The organism is Yoonia sp. MH D7 (assembly GCF_054439475.1).
In genome coordinates this window covers 2,006,456-2,020,997 of sequence record NZ_JBTJCF010000001.1, presented here as the reverse complement: position 1 = coordinate 2,020,997, position 14,542 = coordinate 2,006,456, and the positions used below count along the sequence as shown (strand labels likewise).

Here is a 14,542-nt window from a genome sequence, read left to right as displayed (position 1 = left end):
CTAGGCTCCCGTCGCAGTGCCAACATTCACGCCAGTTCCGGTTTTGCGGGCCGTTGCAGAGGCCAAAGTATCCTTCAACTCGGCCTCCATCCGCTTCAACTCGATCTCTGCTTCCGCACGCTTGCGCTTGCCTTCGTCAGCAATCTCAAGGCTCTCGTTGATCGTCGCGATCAAGTTGGCATTGGCATCTTTCACCGCGTTGATATCGAAAACACCGCGCTCCATTTCCGTGCGGATCACCTTGTTGGCGTCACGCAGATTCTTTGCGTTGGCAGTCAGCAAATCATTGGTCAAATCATTGGCACCGCGCACGGCCTCAGCGGCCTCCGCAGAGCGTTGGATCGTGACGGCTTGAGCCAATTGCGTTTCCCAAAGAGGGACGGTGTTCACCAGTGTAGAATTGATCTTGGTCACCAGCGACTTGTCATTTTCCTGCACGAGGCGGATCGAAGGCAAAGATTGCATCGTCACCTGACGGGTCAGTTTCAAATCATGCACACGGCGTTCCAGATCATCGCGTGCCGAGCGGATATCGCGCAACTCCTGCGCCATCATCACCGCTTTATCCTCGGGTGCTTTCGACACCTGAAGCTCTTTTTTCGGGATCACTTTGCTATCCAGCTCGGCAATCTTCGCCTCACCCGCAGCGATATATAGTGCCAGTTCATCATAGAATTGAAGCGTCTTGTCATAGAGCATATCCAGGCTCTCGATGTCTTTCAGCAGCACATGTTCGTGCTTCAAAAGATCATCGGTGATCATGTCAATCTGACCCTGAACATCTTCAAAACGTGCAACAAATTTTGCCATCGGTGCGGCGCGACCCAGTAGCTTTTCCCACCACGATTGCTTGCGGCGCACATCCAGTTCGGAAATCGAAAACCCGCGAATGGTGCTGACAATATTGCGCAAACTGTCACCCGCAGGGCCGACATCCTTATTGCGCACACCCGCGAGCATCGACTGGCTGATGACCTGCAATTCGGCCTGCGCGGCAGAGCCAAACGAGACAATCGACTGGGTGTTGTCCATGTCAATCTCATCCATGCGTCGTTTGATTTCAGCACTTGTCGGCTTGTCAGCATCGGCCATTGTGATCAACTCGCCTTTGGGCTCTGCCAAAACAACGGCTGTAACTTTTTCAACTTCGACCAATGTGGCCTCTGCTTTTTGACGTGTGGTTTCAGACATGATGTACCTCTCGTTAAATCAGGCTTGCGCCCGCGTTATTTACTTTATGCTCACGCCTTCGCGGTGCAAGCGGTCGCGCAGCACTTTAATTTCGATATCCATATCACTCCGGTCGTCGAGTAACATTTTCTGTGTGCGCAACGCAAAGTTTTGCTCCAGATCGCCCAGTAATTCTTCATAACTTGCACGCGCAGTTGCATCGCGGGACCGGCGATAGAGATCAACAAATTTGATCGTCGCATCCTTGGCACCCATCAGATAAACGCCCAGAAATTTACGCGCACCTGTGAGGTCACGCGGGTCCTCTTCCACCGTACGGATCATCTTGCGCGCAGCGGTCTGAAACGCAGTCACCCGCACCAGTAGCGCACGATCTCCCAAGGCTTCGATCTGCCCCGTCATCACCGCCAGATGCGCCTCGGCTTCGTCCACTACACGGGCAACGCGGTCTTGCTGAAACGTATCAATCCCCTCCATGCGCTTGTCGCGCATGGGGTCGATGCCAAAGGCCGCAACATGAACAGCAAGCCCGGCAAGGCCATATAGCAGGGTCGTGGTAATGTCGGCACCATGCGCAGCACAGGCCAACGCTACACCGATCCCGGTTAGCGCAGACGCAAATATTTTACGCGGAAACGCCGGTTTGCGCGCTACTTTGCGCAAGTCGTACGCTGCCTCTGCGCGCAACCCTTCACGCAGCAACATCGCCGCAAACGTCAATGCCGCAGCCCCCGCAAGGCCAGTGACTAGCGCCCCAGCTCCGTCTGAGAACGTCGTCGCAACCAAAACTATCGCGGGGATAAACAACACGTTGGAACGCCCGCCTGCGGCGTCTACCTGACGGTCGTCAATGACCTCTAACGAACCAGATGCATCACCATTGGGGCTATACTCTCCACCAAACCGCTTCGCCATTACAGTGACCCCAACCAGCCTGAGGTGACCCCGAACAACAAGACGACAAGAACGACATAAGCGCCGCGTTGAAATGGTTTAGGCATCGGATCTCCTTACTGGTCCCTGTAGCATACCCCATAAATATAGGGGGTATGTCACTGATTTACGAATGTTTTTGCAACACCTTGCGTTCGGCGTTCAATTTGCGTTTGTAGCGTGTCTGCAAAATCTCGACCGCGAACAAGACGACCACGGAAAAATAGAACGTCGCTTTCGACATTGGCGTGATTTCTTTGCCAAACACCTTGATATAAAGCGTTTCGTCATGAACCGCAGCACCAGCCGCATGGCCAGATTCACCCAGCAAAACAACACCAACAATCAACAAGATAAATAGGCCTAGCACTTCATACATCCGGTTCTTTTCCAAGAACCGCGTCACACCGTCGGCCAACAAAAGCATCGCCAGACCCGACAGCAAAATAGCTGCGGCCAATACTGGAAATACATCCGTAATCGCAAGCGCTGACAGCACTGAATCGAAAGAGAAAATCAAGTTCATCATGACAATGAGAACGACAACGCGCGTCGCTGATTTGGACGACTTTTGCGTGACCCCATGGCCCAGCTGTTCGATCGACAACATGTGACCGATCTCTTTCACGGCCGTATACATGATAAACACGCCGCCGATGATAAATACACAGGTCGCAAAGTTGACGCCGCCTTCCAGAACTCCGGGCCAGTCAAAAACATAAAATGGCGCAGACAGGGTTGCGATCAATTTGATCATCACAAATAGCAAAATAACGCGCAGCGCTACGGCGATGATAATCCCCCAAGTGCGCACGGACTTTTGCTGTGCGACTGGCGCGCGCTGGCTCTCGATAGAGATATAAAGCAGGTTATCGAACCCTAATACCGCTTGCAAAAAGCAAAGCATCACCAGGTTTGTTGCGTTTTCAAATGTCAGTAAGTCAGCCACAGATTTGTCCCCATTTATAATCGTTCAACATTTGCATGAACTCGCAGGGGGCGACAAGGGTTCAACGAGAAGGCTTTTTCCCCGTGACAGGTTTTTTCATCGGACGGTTTGTTACCTTGCGGGTGCGGGTTACAGGGGCGGGTGCCGCAAGACCTAGTTGGTCCCGGACCACACGGGCCTTGAGTTCTTCGACATCGCCCTGCGCCAGATTGCCCAATTGGAACGGGCCATAACTTACGCGGATCAGGCGGTTCACGACCACACCGATTGCTTCCATTGTGCGACGGATTTCGCGGTTTTTACCTTCGCGAATGGACACGGTCAGCCATGCATTGGCCCCTTGCTGGCGGTCAAATGTCACAACCATCGGCTGGTAATGCACCCCGTCCACGGTGATGCCCGCGCGCAGTTCGTCCAGCCGTGCCTCTGACACCGATCCGTTGATGCGCACACGGTATCGGCGCAGCCAGCCCGTCGAGGGTAATTCCAGTTTTCTCTTTATTTCCCCGTCGTTTGTAAGGACAAGCAAGCCTTCCGAATTGATATCCAAACGACCAACCGACATGACACGCGGCATCCTCTCGGGCAAGGCGCCAAACACGGTCGGGCGGTCCTTTTCGTCGCGCTCCGAGGTGACCAAACCGGCGGGTTTATTATAAAGCCAGATGCGCGGTGCGTCGGGCTCGCCTACGCGTTTTCCGTCGACGACAATCTTGTCGTCAGGGGTCACGTTCAGGGCAGGGCTGGTGATCGTTTTGCCGTTCACCGACACGCGGCCTTCATCGACCATGCGCTCTGCGGCGCGGCGCGACGCGATGCCGGCGCGAGATAGAACTTTGGCGATGCGGTCGCCTGCGGGGGTGTCATTATTACTCATATCACTGCCATAGCGGCTTTGTTCGCCCCTTGCCAGAGGTCGCGTGAAGACGGCATACACAGATATGAGTTTCAAAAGCCATATGGACGCGGCCATGGACGCAGCGATTGCAGCGGGCGCGCGTGGCGAAGTGCCTGTAGGTGCTGTGGTTGTTGGTCCTCAAGGTGTTGTTTCCATTGCTGGAAATCGCACAAGAGAACTGCACGACCCCACCGCTCATGCCGAGGTTTTGGCGATCAGGTCTGCCTGTGCGACCTTGGGTCAGGAACGGTTAACCGGATACGATATTTACGTCACGCTAGAGCCATGTCCGATGTGTGCTGCAGCGATTTCCAACGCGCGGATTGGCCGTCTTTACTACGGTGCGGCCGACCCGAAATCAGGTGGTGTGGCGCAGGGGCCGCGGGTTTTTGAACATGCCACATGTCATCACAAGCCGGAAATCTATGACGGGATCGGGTCAATTGAATCCGAGGCCTTGCTGCGCGATTTTTTTGCAAAAAGACGCAAATAGGCTGTCTTTTTCGCGTCTTGCATGCGTCTTGCCGACGTCTTGCCAAAATGAGCCTTGGGATTCAAAAATCGATTGGTTGGCATAGCGGGGTTTTTCGCGATGTTCATGCTGTGGGCCTGCCGCCGCTAAGTGGTGGTCGCGGCCTTATACAGGTGCCATGTCGCGTGACCCAAAATTGGCATCGCAATGAACAACCCCAAGAATGCAGGAATCATCGCGATGATGGTCACGATCCCGATGAAGGCGCCCCATGCCAGATAAATGATCGGGTTTGCGCGCACCGCTTGGAACGAGGTGATCATCGCCGTGACAAAATCGACGTCGCGGTCCAGAAACATCGGCATGCCCAATACAGAGAGTGCGTAGGTAAGCCCTGCGAAACCTGCGCCGACTGCCGTGCCAAAACCGAACATTTTCAGACCGTTGGTGGAAAAATAAACTTCGGTGGAATTTGACACGTTGGTCATTGGCGACAGACCCAGAAACAACGCAAAAATCATATGGCCCAGAAAAAACCAGAACAGGAATAGAATAACGAGAATCACCGCAAGCCACGGCAGTTGCCCGACTTTATGTGCCCACACGACACCTGCTATCTCTCGCAACTTGAGCGGCTCGCCATTGCTGCGTCTGCGGCTGGTTTCGTAAAGGCCGAGGGCCGCAAAAGCACCAATCAGCGGAAACCCCAAGACGGCCAGCACAAGCCAGAATGTTGTGCCAGTCGCATAGGTGATCCACGCCATGATCAGTCCGACAAAAACGTAGAAACTGGCGAAAAACAGGCCGGGCAAAGGGGCGTTTACAAAGTCTTTCACGCCAGCGCGCAGGCTATGTATAATGTCACTGGTTGTGATGGGACGCACTTTGGGTGCCCCGTTTGGTCTGTCGTGCATTGCTGTCCTCCCGACGCGCGTTTGGGGGATTTGACCTGTTGAGGTATCGGGATGCAATGACCTGCATCAAGTCCGGATATAAAAACGGGCAGCGTTATAGCCGCTGGTTTTGGGATTCTGTTGAAATCCGCAGGACCTGAGCGGGTTAAATCTTTGTGCAGCACTTTCGCCCTCAACCTTGATGTCGACGTCTTTGCAACAAGCCCTAAATCGGTCAGTTTTTCCACGACGTCACTGCCGATTGATGTCAATTCTGACCATGATTTTTTAGCATTGCCAGATAATGGTGGTCGAAATAGTGGATTTTTGTGCGTGATCAGGCAGATGCGATGTGGCTTGCCCTTGCAGGGTAGGGGGCTGGGGGGTAAACGAAAGTCCAGAGTTTACCCCCCGTATGCTGGAGGCCTATGCATGTCGATTGATACCGAAACTGCCCGCCGCGTGGCCAAATTGGCCCGCATCAAGGTCGAAGACGAAGCGCTGCCCGCGTTGGCGCAAGAGTTTTCCGCGATTTTGGGGTTCATCGAGCAGCTGAATGAAGTTGATGTCGAGGGTATTGAGCCGATGACGTCGGTGACCCCGCAGCGGCTGAAACGCCGTGCGGATGTTGTGAATGATGGTGGTCAGCAAATCGCTGTTTTGAAGAATGCGCCTGATGCCCGTGAAGGGTTTTTTGCAGTGCCGAAGGTGGTGGAATAATGACTGATCTCTCAAAACTTACGATTGCCACAGCCCGCGATGCGATGCGAAAGGGTGAGGTTTCATCCGTTGAATTGACCGAGGCATATCTGGGTGCGATTGAAGGCTCAAACAAGCTTAATGCGTTTGTGCATCACACCCCCGAGATTGCGCGCGCACAGGCTGCTGCGGCGGATGTCCGTATTCAATCGGGTGATGCGCCTGATATGTGCGGGATCCCGTTGGGGATTAAGGATTTGTTTTGCACCAAGGGTGTAGCGTCGCAGGCGGCGTCGGGGATTCTTGAAGGGTTCAAGCCCGAGTATGAAAGCACGGTTACGAGCCAGTTGTTTGCCGCCGGATCGGTGATGCTGGGCAAGTTGAACATGGACGAGTTTGCTATGGGGTCGTCTAACGAGACGTCTGTGTATGGCGATGTTGTGAACCCTTGGAAGGTTGACGACCGTGATTTGACGCCCGGCGGGTCATCTGGCGGATCTGCGGCGGCGGTTGCTGCGGATCTGTGTTTGGGTGCGACGGGGACTGATACTGGCGGCTCTATTCGCCAACCCGCTGCGTTCACTGGCATTACAGGCATTAAGCCGACTTACGGCCGTGTGTCGCGTTGGGGTGTTGTGGCGTTTGCGTCATCTTTGGATCAAGCGGGCCCAATGACCAAAGACGTACGTGACGCGGCGATTATGCTGGAGGCCATGTGCGGACATGACCCCAAGGATAGCACCAGCATGGATATGGCTGTGCCGAATTTTGAAGCCGCGTTGACGGGTGATATTAAGGGCAAAGTCATTGGTATTCCGAAAGAATATCACATGGACGGGATGCCTGCCGAGATCGAGAAACTGTGGGCTGATGGCACGGCAATGTTAAAGGATGCGGGCGCTGAAGTGCGTGACATTTCGCTGCCGCATACCAAATACGCTTTGCCTGCCTATTACGTGATTGCGCCTGCCGAAGCATCGTCGAACCTTGCGCGTTACGATGGTGTGCGTTTTGGCCATCGTGCGAAACTGGCGGCGGGTGATGGCATCACCGAGATGTATGAAAAGACCCGTGCCGAAGGTTTTGGTGCCGAGGTGCAACGCCGTGTGATGGTCGGGACTTATGTGTTGTCGGCAGGTTTTTATGATGCTTATTATAACCGCGCACGAAAAGTCCGTGCTTTGATCAAGCGCGATTTTGATCAGGTGTTTGCGGCTGGTGTTGATGCGATCCTGACGCCGGCGACGCCGTCTGCCGCCTTTGGGTTGGGCGAAATGGCCGACGCCGATCCGATCAAAATGTATCTTAACGATGTGTTTACTGTTACAGTGAACCTTGCTGGTCTACCCGGGATTACCGTGCCAACAGGTTTGGATGCGTCCGGTTTGCCGCTTGGATTGCAGTTGATTGGTCGTCCGTGGGAAGAGGGTGATTTGCTAAATGTCGCCTATGCGCTGGAACAGGCTGCTGGTTTTGTAGCCAAGCCGCAAAAGTGGTGGTAAGGCCTGCCTGATCTATAGGATTTTGAGGTGATAGACGTGAAAACTGCTGGTATTGCTCTGATTGGAATGATGGCGTTGCAAGCCTGCTCGCCGCCCGTGCCCGCAAGCAATGCCGGTCCGGGGTTCAACGACTACGCCGAATACGAGTTGCAGCGCGCGCGTCGCGAGGCGGCTGTAACCGGCGCGGGCACGAGTGGCACGTTCACCGCACCCGCGGCGGTTCAGACGTCGCCGGTGCAAACCTCGCCAGCACAAGCGTCCACGACATTTAGCGCCCCTGCACCGGTGCAAACCGGTGGGATTGGCGCGGCTGATCTGGCCGCTGCCGGCATCGGCGCATCCTCACTTTCAGCTGCCCCGCAAGACACCGCATCCGGTGCGCCAATGACTGCAATGACGAACGTGGTGTCCCCTGCTGCTGACGGGTTTCGCGAGGGTATTCAAGCCACACCAGGCAATGCCGCGCCCGCACTGCAAAGCAATGTGGGCATTTCCGACGAGCAGGATTTTAAAGCTGTTGCCAGCCGTGAAACGATCGAATCCGATGCACAGCGTCGTGCTGCACAAGCGGCAAACCGCGAGCAGGTACAGGTCATTGCAGTGCCGGAACGCAGTGGAACCACGGGTCCAAATATCGTGGAATATGCCTTGAATGCGCCCAATGTGAAGGGGCAGGAATATTATTCCCGTTCCGTGTTTTCGGGCTCTGGCCGGTTCGAGCGCAACTGCGTGAAATATGGCTCGCCCGATGCAGCGCAGCGTGATTTTCTGGCCTCGGGCGGTCCGGAACGTGACCGCAAGGGTATCGATCCCGATGGTGACGGTTTTGCCTGCGGTTGGGACCCTGCACCGTTCAAGCAGGTTGCAGGCAACTGACTTCGCTTACCCATCCATCTTTGAATTTCGGGCCGCGACGGGGCGACGCGGTCCCTGATCTGATTGTCCTTCATTATACCGCGATGGTGTCGGCTGACGCGGCCTGTCGAACGTTGTGTAATCCCGAAGCCCAAGTATCAGCGCATTATCTGATTGCCGAGGACGGCGCGCTTATGTCGCTGGTCGCTGAGGATCAGCGTGCGTGGCATGCGGGGGCTGGCCGTTGGGGCGATGTGGTGGACGTCAATTCCCGCTCTATCGGCATTGAGTTGGCGAACGACGGCTATTCGCCGTTTTCCGCCCCGCTGATGGATAGTTTGTCTGATTTGTTGCAGAGTATCATGTCCCGTTGGAACATTCCTGCCCACCGTGTGATTGGTCATTCGGATATGTCACCAATGCGCAAAATTGATCCCGGTGCTCGCTTTGACTGGCAACGGTTGGCCCGTGAGGGGCTAAGTGTGTGGCCAAACCGGGGGCAGGGTGCTCTGCTAGAGCAATTTGTCGGCTTGATGCACCGCTTTGGGTATACCGCCTCTGATGACCCTGACGTGTTGCTGCAATGTTTTCGGTTGCGGTTTCGCCCAGCCGTGCATGGTCCGTTGGACGCCACCGATCTCGCGTTGATTGCCGACCTCGCGAACCGATTCCCCGTTGACCAAAGCCCTCTGAGCACTTAACGCAACCTTGCGCGGGTGGTTGGATGATCGCGGGGGGGTAACTCTTCGAGGAAAGTCCGGACTCCATGAAAAGCACGGTGCCGGGTAATGCCCGGCGGGGGTAACCCTAGGGATAGCGCCACAGAGAACAGACCGCCTTCTATATGGAGGTAAGGGTGAAACGGTGGGGTAAGAGCCCACCGCGGATGTGGCAACACAGACGGCACGGCAAGCCCCACCGGGAGCAATGCCAAATAGGGGCTTCGTGTGGGCAACCACAGGGACGCTTGAACCCGAGAAGCCCGGGTTGGCAGCTAGAGGCCGGTTGGTAACAATCGGTCCAGATGAATGATCATCTCGGGGTCTTCGGACCCTAGACAAGATCCGGCTTACAGGCCGCCCGCGCATTTTTGGGCCTGTTTTCGCGCTTTGCAGTTGACTCGCGGGGTGGTAGCGGTAAAAGGCACGATATATGAATTATGCGTTGTGCCGATGATGGCCCGCAAGCAGGAGATATGAGTTATGGCGAAGCCAACCACAATCAAGATCCGCCTGAACTCCACTGCGGGTACTGGCCATTTTTACGTCACTAAGAAGAACGCACGTACGATGACTGAGAAGATGACAGTCAACAAGTATGACCCAGTTGTACGCAAGCATGTTGAGTACAAGGAAGGCAAAATCAAGTAATTGATTGCCACTTGGAAGAGTTAGGGGGTTGTGCAGAAATGCGCAGCCCTTTTTCGTTTGAGTGGACTGCGAGGCGGGGTTCACATTATTTTAATGCCTTGCGCAGACAATGGCAGGTATGTTGCGGTGGATCGGTGTTACGACATGCGGCAGCTATTTTGATAAGACAACGTCCAGTATAAGTTTTTTGTCGGGGATGACGTTATCTGGCGTGTTGCAGGTATTCTGCGTCCAAATATGTGCGAGCAGACTGTTGTGGGTTGATTTGGTGTCGACCGCGTCACTGCTGTTGCGCGTGGTCTGTTGATGAACTGGTAAGAACGAGGTGGTTGCAGCAAAGCTGTGGCCTCGCGAGATTGGTCGACGAAGATGAGTGTGGCCTGTGTCATGCACTGCGTTATTCCGTGTCATACTAGCGCGTGTGGGGCGCACGAGCGGGGCTGGTCGGGTAAGGTGACAGTGTGGGTGTTGCATCGCGCGGGGTGGGCGGCACAAGAGGCGTGGTGGCAGTCCCGCAAACAAAGGCCTCTGATTTTTTAGCGTCGCGCGCAATCAAGCGTGCGATGAGAGGTTTTTTTCGCAGCCGAATCGCGCTGTTGTCGGGTGGGCATGGGTCCTGTTCTCTACACGCATCTGCGCTATCTGTGCGCGTGCCATGTGTCCTGTCATCATATGGGTCTGTGTCCCGAGATGGGGGCTTTGGCTGACCGCTCCATTCACGAGGATCGCCTCGTGATTGTCGAGCAATAGGGGGTAGCGGAGGCCGGCGGGGCGAATGAACGCGCCGATGTCGCGGGTTACGGTGAGTTTTTTCAGCAATGAGTATCTATGCGGTGTCAAAGGTGCGCGCCACGATGGGGGATCTTGTGGGGCTGGGTCACATATGAATCCTGCGATGACACGTCAGCGCTGGATGCACCCTGTTAGGTGCGGAAATGACGTAGGCTATAACCAACGTTGGCTTTTTCAAAAAGCGAAGTGTTTTCATTTTAGCTACAAGATATTGAACCGATCTCAGATTATTTGATCGTCTTGAGCAAAGGCGCTCTGCCATAGAAAAAGCCTACCAAGACAGTGTCTTGGCAGGCTTCGTTGCCGTTTCGATTAAGGGTAGAGTGTTTACTCTCTGTTGCCGAATAAGGACAGCAACATCATGAACATGTTGATGAAGTTCAGGTAGAGGTTAAGCGCGCCCATAATTGCCGCCTTACCCAGCCATTCGCTGTCGTTTTGTGCTGCGTGGGCAACGTATTCGGTTTTGATCCGCTGTGTGTCGTAGGCAGTCAGGCCTGCAAAGATCAGCACACCAATTGCGGAAACCGCAAACATCAAGGCGGGCGATGCCAGCCAGATATTCACAACGCTTGCCACGATAAGGCCGATAACACCCATGATCAGGAACGAGCCCCAACCGGAGATGTCTTTCTTGGTGGTGTAGCCATAGAGCGACAGGCCAGCAAAAGAAATCGAGGTGATCAGGAAGATTTGGGCAATCGACATGCCGGTATAGACCGCGAAGATATAAGAAATCGACACGCCCATCACCGCAGAGAAGGCGTAGAAGAACAGTTGCGCGGCAGCGGCGGACAGCTTGTTAATCATCGCGCCAAACGCGAAGACCATGATCAGCGGTGCAAACATCACGATATAGCGGGTAAATCCGGTGAACAATGTGTTCATCATCGCGGCGTTGTTGCCTACGGCCCAAGCCGCAGCAAATGTCAGCAACAGGCCTACGGACATCGTGCCGTAGACTTTGTTCATGTGGGCGCGCAGGCCTTCGTCGATCGCCGCGGTGCGAACGGAGCCCGCAGTGCGGATCGTTTCGTATTGTTGAGCCATTACAGACCTCCATTGATACAGGTTGGCGCCGGTTGTGGCACCCTCGGGTATTACATTGGCATAATGGGGCGGGAATTCAAGGCTTTCCCGAGCCAAGTGGCGCGAATTTATGGTGAATGCGCTAAGTTATTCGGTCCAGCTATCGGGCACATCCCAGACCGGCTTGTTGGCCTCGAATTGCGCCTGTGCGCGGCTGATACCGATGTCGTTGCGGAGGGCGGGCGAGAGTTTGCGCAGGGCGTGTCGTTGCTGGCCCAATGCATACCAGATTTTTAATGTTGATAAAAGTGAGCGGCGATTGGTTGGTGCGCTGCATCTTTCAGTGCTGATATACGACATGGCATGTGCTTTCGTGATGTAAGGTGTGATTTGTATTTCAATTCTTGATATATGCCTGACTTGCGATCATAAAGAAAATGAATGGTTGTTCGGCAATGCATAAGGAATTGTGATATGGCGCGAAATCTTGATTTAACCGCTCTGCGTTCTTTTGTGGCTGTGGCGGATGCGGGCGGGGTGACTCGTGCGGCGGGGTTTTTGAACCTGACGCAATCGGCAGTGTCGATGCAGTTGAAGCGGTTGGAACAAAGTTTGGGTATTTCGTTGATGGACAGGTCCGCGCGGACCATCGCCTTGACCCCGATGGGCGAGCAAATGCTGAGTTATGCGCGCCGTATGTTAGAGCTGAATGATGAAGTTTACGGCAAGCTGACCGCAAACGCCTATGAGGGCGAGATTACGTTGGGGGTGCCGCATGACATTATCTACCCCGCTATTCCACAGGTTCTACAGCGCTTTGCGGCGGCTTATCCACGGCTGCGGGTAAAACTGGTGGCGTCCAGTACCAATCTGCTTAAGGCGCAGTTTGCGCGTGGCGAGGTTGATCTGATTTTGACCACGGAACCTGAAGGCACCGCAGGTCATACGACCCTGACCACCCGCAAACTGGTGTGGATCGGTGCGCCAAACGGCACTGCGGGGCGCGCGCGCCCATTGCGGCTGGCATTTTCAAATGTCTGCCTGTTTCGCACGATTGCCCAGCGCACGCTGGATAGCGCGGGCATCGGGTGGGAAATGGCGATGGAGGGCGATGGCGATACCGCGATTATGGCCACGGTCAGTGCCGACCTTGCGGTACATGCCAGTTTGGAAGGCACCGAGCCTGCGGACCTGACCGTGATCCCTGCAAGTGCCGGTCTGCCGAAACTGGGAGAGCTAAATATCAACATGTATCGCGGCGATCCGGGGGCGGGTCCGGCAATGGCGGATCTGGTTGACATGGTTACTGCCGCTTACCGTGTCCGGCATCCTGTGTTGGCAGAGGTGAAATCGGCTTAGGTCATTGTGACCACAACCTTGCCTGTGGATTTGCGGGTGCGCAGCAGATCAAGTGCGTGAGCCGCCTGTGCCAGTGGCAAGATGTGGCTGATGTGGGGGTGGAGCGAGCCGCTGTTATAAATGTCGATCAGTGACTGCATGCTTTGTGCCACCAGATCAGGCCGGAATTTAAGATAGCCGCCCCAGTAAAACCCCAGCACGTCGATATTTTTGACCAAGAGTATATTGGCGGGGATAGGCGGCACATCGCCGCTGGCGAAGCCGATTACGATAATCCGGCCTTTGGGATTGGTGGCACGCATCGCCGCCTTGAACATGTCGCCGCCCACGGGATCATACACCACATCCGCGCCGCCCAATGCTTTTACCGCTACTGTGATGTCATGGGTGTCGCTGTCGATCACGTGATCTGCGCCTGCTGTTTTTACAATCGCGCATTTATCCGCGCCACGCGCCACACCGATCACGGTAGCCCCCATCGCCTTGCCGATTTCCACCGCTGTCAGCCCGACACCACCCGCAGCGCCTAACACCAATAGTGTTTCGCCCGCCTGCAACCTTGCGCGGTCGGTCAGCGCCAGATGAGAGGTGCCGTAGGCGACATAAAACCCCGCCGCGATTTCTGAGGACATGCTGTCAGGCACCGGCAGGGTCGTGTTGGCGGGAAAACAACCGCGCTGCGCCAATCCGCCGGACCCGCCAAAGCTTGCGATACGGGTGCCGATGGCAGGATGCGTGACACCTTCGCCATGGGCGATGACCGTGCCGCAAACCTCCATGCCCAGCACAAAGGGCAGTTCGGGCATGTCTTGGTAGCTACCTTTTGCCATCAGGAGATCGGCGAAATTCAACCCGCAGGCGTGAATCGCGACCAAGATTTCACCGGCTTTTGGCACGGGATCACTGACGTCGCAAAGCTGTGGTTCGGCGTCAAAACCCGTAACTTGAAACCCTAACATTGGAGAATCCCCCTCTTTCGCGGACCATATTGATGCCGCTGATGTTGCGAAATTTGCGCTAAAACGCAAACCATGAAGCAGTATTTTGCTCGACGGGTGCGATTTTCAGCCCCTTGACCTGTCTTTAAGGGCAGGTCTGCCTGTGCAACCGTTGCGTGTTAATTCTTTGTGATGGAAAACATCAATATAGCCCAAACACCTGACGTGAGTCGCGTGCACTTTGTGAATGTATAAACAAGTAGTAAGGATTAACCATGAAACATCCCGTCGACGTCCATGTGGGACAACGTATTCGCCAACGCCGCTGGATGAATGGCACGACGCAACAACATCTTGCAGAGGCCGTGGGCATCAAGTTTCAACAAATCCAGAAATATGAAACAGGCATGAACCGAGTAAGCGCCTCTCGTCTTTGGGACATTGCGCATGTGCTGTCAGTGCCTGTGTCGTTCTTTTTTGAAGGCCTGGATCTGGAGAATGATACCTATACTTCGGGTGAGGTTCCTGGTGATGTGCTTTCTAATAAAGAAGCGTTGGATCTACTGCGCTCTTACTACGCGATCCCCGAAAACCAGCGCCGGCGCCTGTTTGATTTGGCGCGGGTGTTGAGCGAAGCGGCCTAACACCGCCTTGACCCCGCT

General features: G+C 54.9%; 17 protein-coding genes and 1 other RNA gene. 9 read left to right on the top strand and 9 right to left on the bottom strand.

Annotation, left to right across the window (positions count from 1 at the left end):
• The 4 genes from ACXLHR_RS09835 to ACXLHR_RS09820 form a co-directional block, all read right to left on the bottom strand.
• Entirely contained in the window at window positions 1-1,191 is a 1,191-nt protein-coding gene (locus ACXLHR_RS09835) for a toxic anion resistance protein (protein ID WP_458791270.1), read from the bottom strand.
• 39 nt (window positions 1,192-1,230) lie between these two features.
• Window positions 1,231-2,106, bottom strand: coding sequence for a 5-bromo-4-chloroindolyl phosphate hydrolysis family protein (locus tag ACXLHR_RS09830; protein WP_458791269.1), 876 nt, complete (start codon window positions 2,104-2,106; stop codon window positions 1,231-1,233).
• A 145-nt stretch (window positions 2,107-2,251) separates the two neighbouring features.
• Complete coding sequence (locus tag ACXLHR_RS09825) at window positions 2,252-3,073, bottom strand: TerC family protein (protein ID WP_458791268.1); 822 nt, start codon at window positions 3,071-3,073, stop codon at window positions 2,252-2,254.
• Window positions 3,074-3,134: 61 nt separating this feature from the next.
• Entirely contained in the window at window positions 3,135-3,950 is an 816-nt protein-coding gene (locus ACXLHR_RS09820; RefSeq protein WP_458791267.1) for a pseudouridine synthase, read from the bottom strand.
• A gap of 64 nt (window positions 3,951-4,014) precedes the next feature.
• Between ACXLHR_RS09820 and ACXLHR_RS09815 the strand changes: the two genes are divergently transcribed.
• Complete coding sequence (locus tag ACXLHR_RS09815; RefSeq protein WP_458791266.1) at window positions 4,015-4,464, top strand: nucleoside deaminase; 450 nt, start codon at window positions 4,015-4,017, stop codon at window positions 4,462-4,464.
• A 125-nt stretch (window positions 4,465-4,589) separates the two neighbouring features.
• Here the strand turns inward: ACXLHR_RS09815 and ACXLHR_RS09810 are convergent, their stop codons facing one another.
• On the bottom strand, window positions 4,590-5,357 hold the full coding sequence (locus tag ACXLHR_RS09810) for a DUF2189 domain-containing protein (protein WP_458791265.1): 768 nt from the start codon (window positions 5,355-5,357) through the stop codon (window positions 4,590-4,592).
• 411 nt (window positions 5,358-5,768) lie between these two features.
• Between ACXLHR_RS09810 and gatC the strand changes: the two genes are divergently transcribed.
• From gatC to rpmG, 6 genes are all read left to right on the top strand, one after another.
• Window positions 5,769-6,056, top strand: coding sequence for an Asp-tRNA(Asn)/Glu-tRNA(Gln) amidotransferase subunit GatC (gene gatC / locus ACXLHR_RS09805; protein ID WP_458791264.1), 288 nt, complete (start codon window positions 5,769-5,771; stop codon window positions 6,054-6,056).
• The gene (gene gatA / locus ACXLHR_RS09800) at window positions 6,056-7,537 is read left to right on the top strand and encodes an Asp-tRNA(Asn)/Glu-tRNA(Gln) amidotransferase subunit GatA (RefSeq protein ID WP_458791263.1); all 1,482 of its coding nucleotides are present in this window, start codon (window positions 6,056-6,058) and stop codon (window positions 7,535-7,537) included. Before gatC ends, gatA begins: the two co-directional genes overlap by 1 nt.
• A gap of 36 nt (window positions 7,538-7,573) precedes the next feature.
• Entirely contained in the window at window positions 7,574-8,413 is an 840-nt protein-coding gene (locus ACXLHR_RS09795) for a hypothetical protein (RefSeq protein WP_458791262.1), read from the top strand.
• 59 nt (window positions 8,414-8,472) lie between these two features.
• Complete coding sequence (locus ACXLHR_RS09790) at window positions 8,473-9,093, top strand: N-acetylmuramoyl-L-alanine amidase (protein WP_458792521.1); 621 nt, start codon at window positions 8,473-8,475, stop codon at window positions 9,091-9,093.
• An 11-nt stretch (window positions 9,094-9,104) separates the two neighbouring features.
• Window positions 9,105-9,480: RNase P RNA component class A (gene rnpB / locus ACXLHR_RS09785), an RNA gene on the top strand.
• Between the two features lie 114 nt (window positions 9,481-9,594).
• Window positions 9,595-9,762 (top strand): 50S ribosomal protein L33, encoded by a 168-nt coding sequence (rpmG, locus tag ACXLHR_RS09780; RefSeq protein WP_011750518.1) that lies wholly within the window; start codon window positions 9,595-9,597, stop codon window positions 9,760-9,762.
• Window positions 9,763-10,314: 552 nt separating this feature from the next.
• On the opposite strand, the gene ACXLHR_RS09775 is transcribed toward rpmG, so the two are convergent.
• The 3 genes from ACXLHR_RS09775 to ACXLHR_RS09765 form a co-directional block, all read right to left on the bottom strand.
• Window positions 10,315-10,602 (bottom strand): hypothetical protein, encoded by a 288-nt coding sequence (locus tag ACXLHR_RS09775; protein ID WP_458791261.1) that lies wholly within the window; start codon window positions 10,600-10,602, stop codon window positions 10,315-10,317.
• Window positions 10,603-10,881: 279 nt separating this feature from the next.
• Window positions 10,882-11,604: a Bax inhibitor-1/YccA family protein gene (locus ACXLHR_RS09770; RefSeq protein WP_458791260.1), complete on the bottom strand. Its 723-nt coding sequence runs from the start codon at window positions 11,602-11,604 to the stop codon at window positions 10,882-10,884.
• A 126-nt stretch (window positions 11,605-11,730) separates the two neighbouring features.
• Window positions 11,731-11,943: a DUF1127 domain-containing protein gene (locus ACXLHR_RS09765; protein ID WP_458791259.1), complete on the bottom strand. Its 213-nt coding sequence runs from the start codon at window positions 11,941-11,943 to the stop codon at window positions 11,731-11,733.
• Window positions 11,944-12,057: 114 nt separating this feature from the next.
• Here ACXLHR_RS09765 and ACXLHR_RS09760 point away from each other — a divergent pair, with 114 nt between their 5' ends.
• The gene (locus ACXLHR_RS09760) at window positions 12,058-12,942 is read left to right on the top strand and encodes a LysR family transcriptional regulator (RefSeq protein ID WP_458791258.1); all 885 of its coding nucleotides are present in this window, start codon (window positions 12,058-12,060) and stop codon (window positions 12,940-12,942) included.
• Here the strand turns inward: ACXLHR_RS09760 and ACXLHR_RS09755 are convergent.
• Window positions 12,939-13,901, bottom strand: a complete 963-nt coding sequence (locus tag ACXLHR_RS09755; RefSeq protein ID WP_458791257.1) for an NADPH:quinone oxidoreductase family protein — start codon at window positions 13,899-13,901, stop codon at window positions 12,939-12,941. The genes ACXLHR_RS09760 and ACXLHR_RS09755 overlap by 4 nt on opposite strands.
• A 254-nt stretch (window positions 13,902-14,155) precedes the next feature.
• Here ACXLHR_RS09755 and ACXLHR_RS09750 point away from each other — a divergent pair, with 254 nt between their 5' ends.
• On the top strand, window positions 14,156-14,524 hold the full coding sequence (locus ACXLHR_RS09750) for a helix-turn-helix domain-containing protein (protein WP_458791256.1): 369 nt from the start codon (window positions 14,156-14,158) through the stop codon (window positions 14,522-14,524).
• Window positions 14,525-14,542 lie beyond the last annotated feature (18 nt).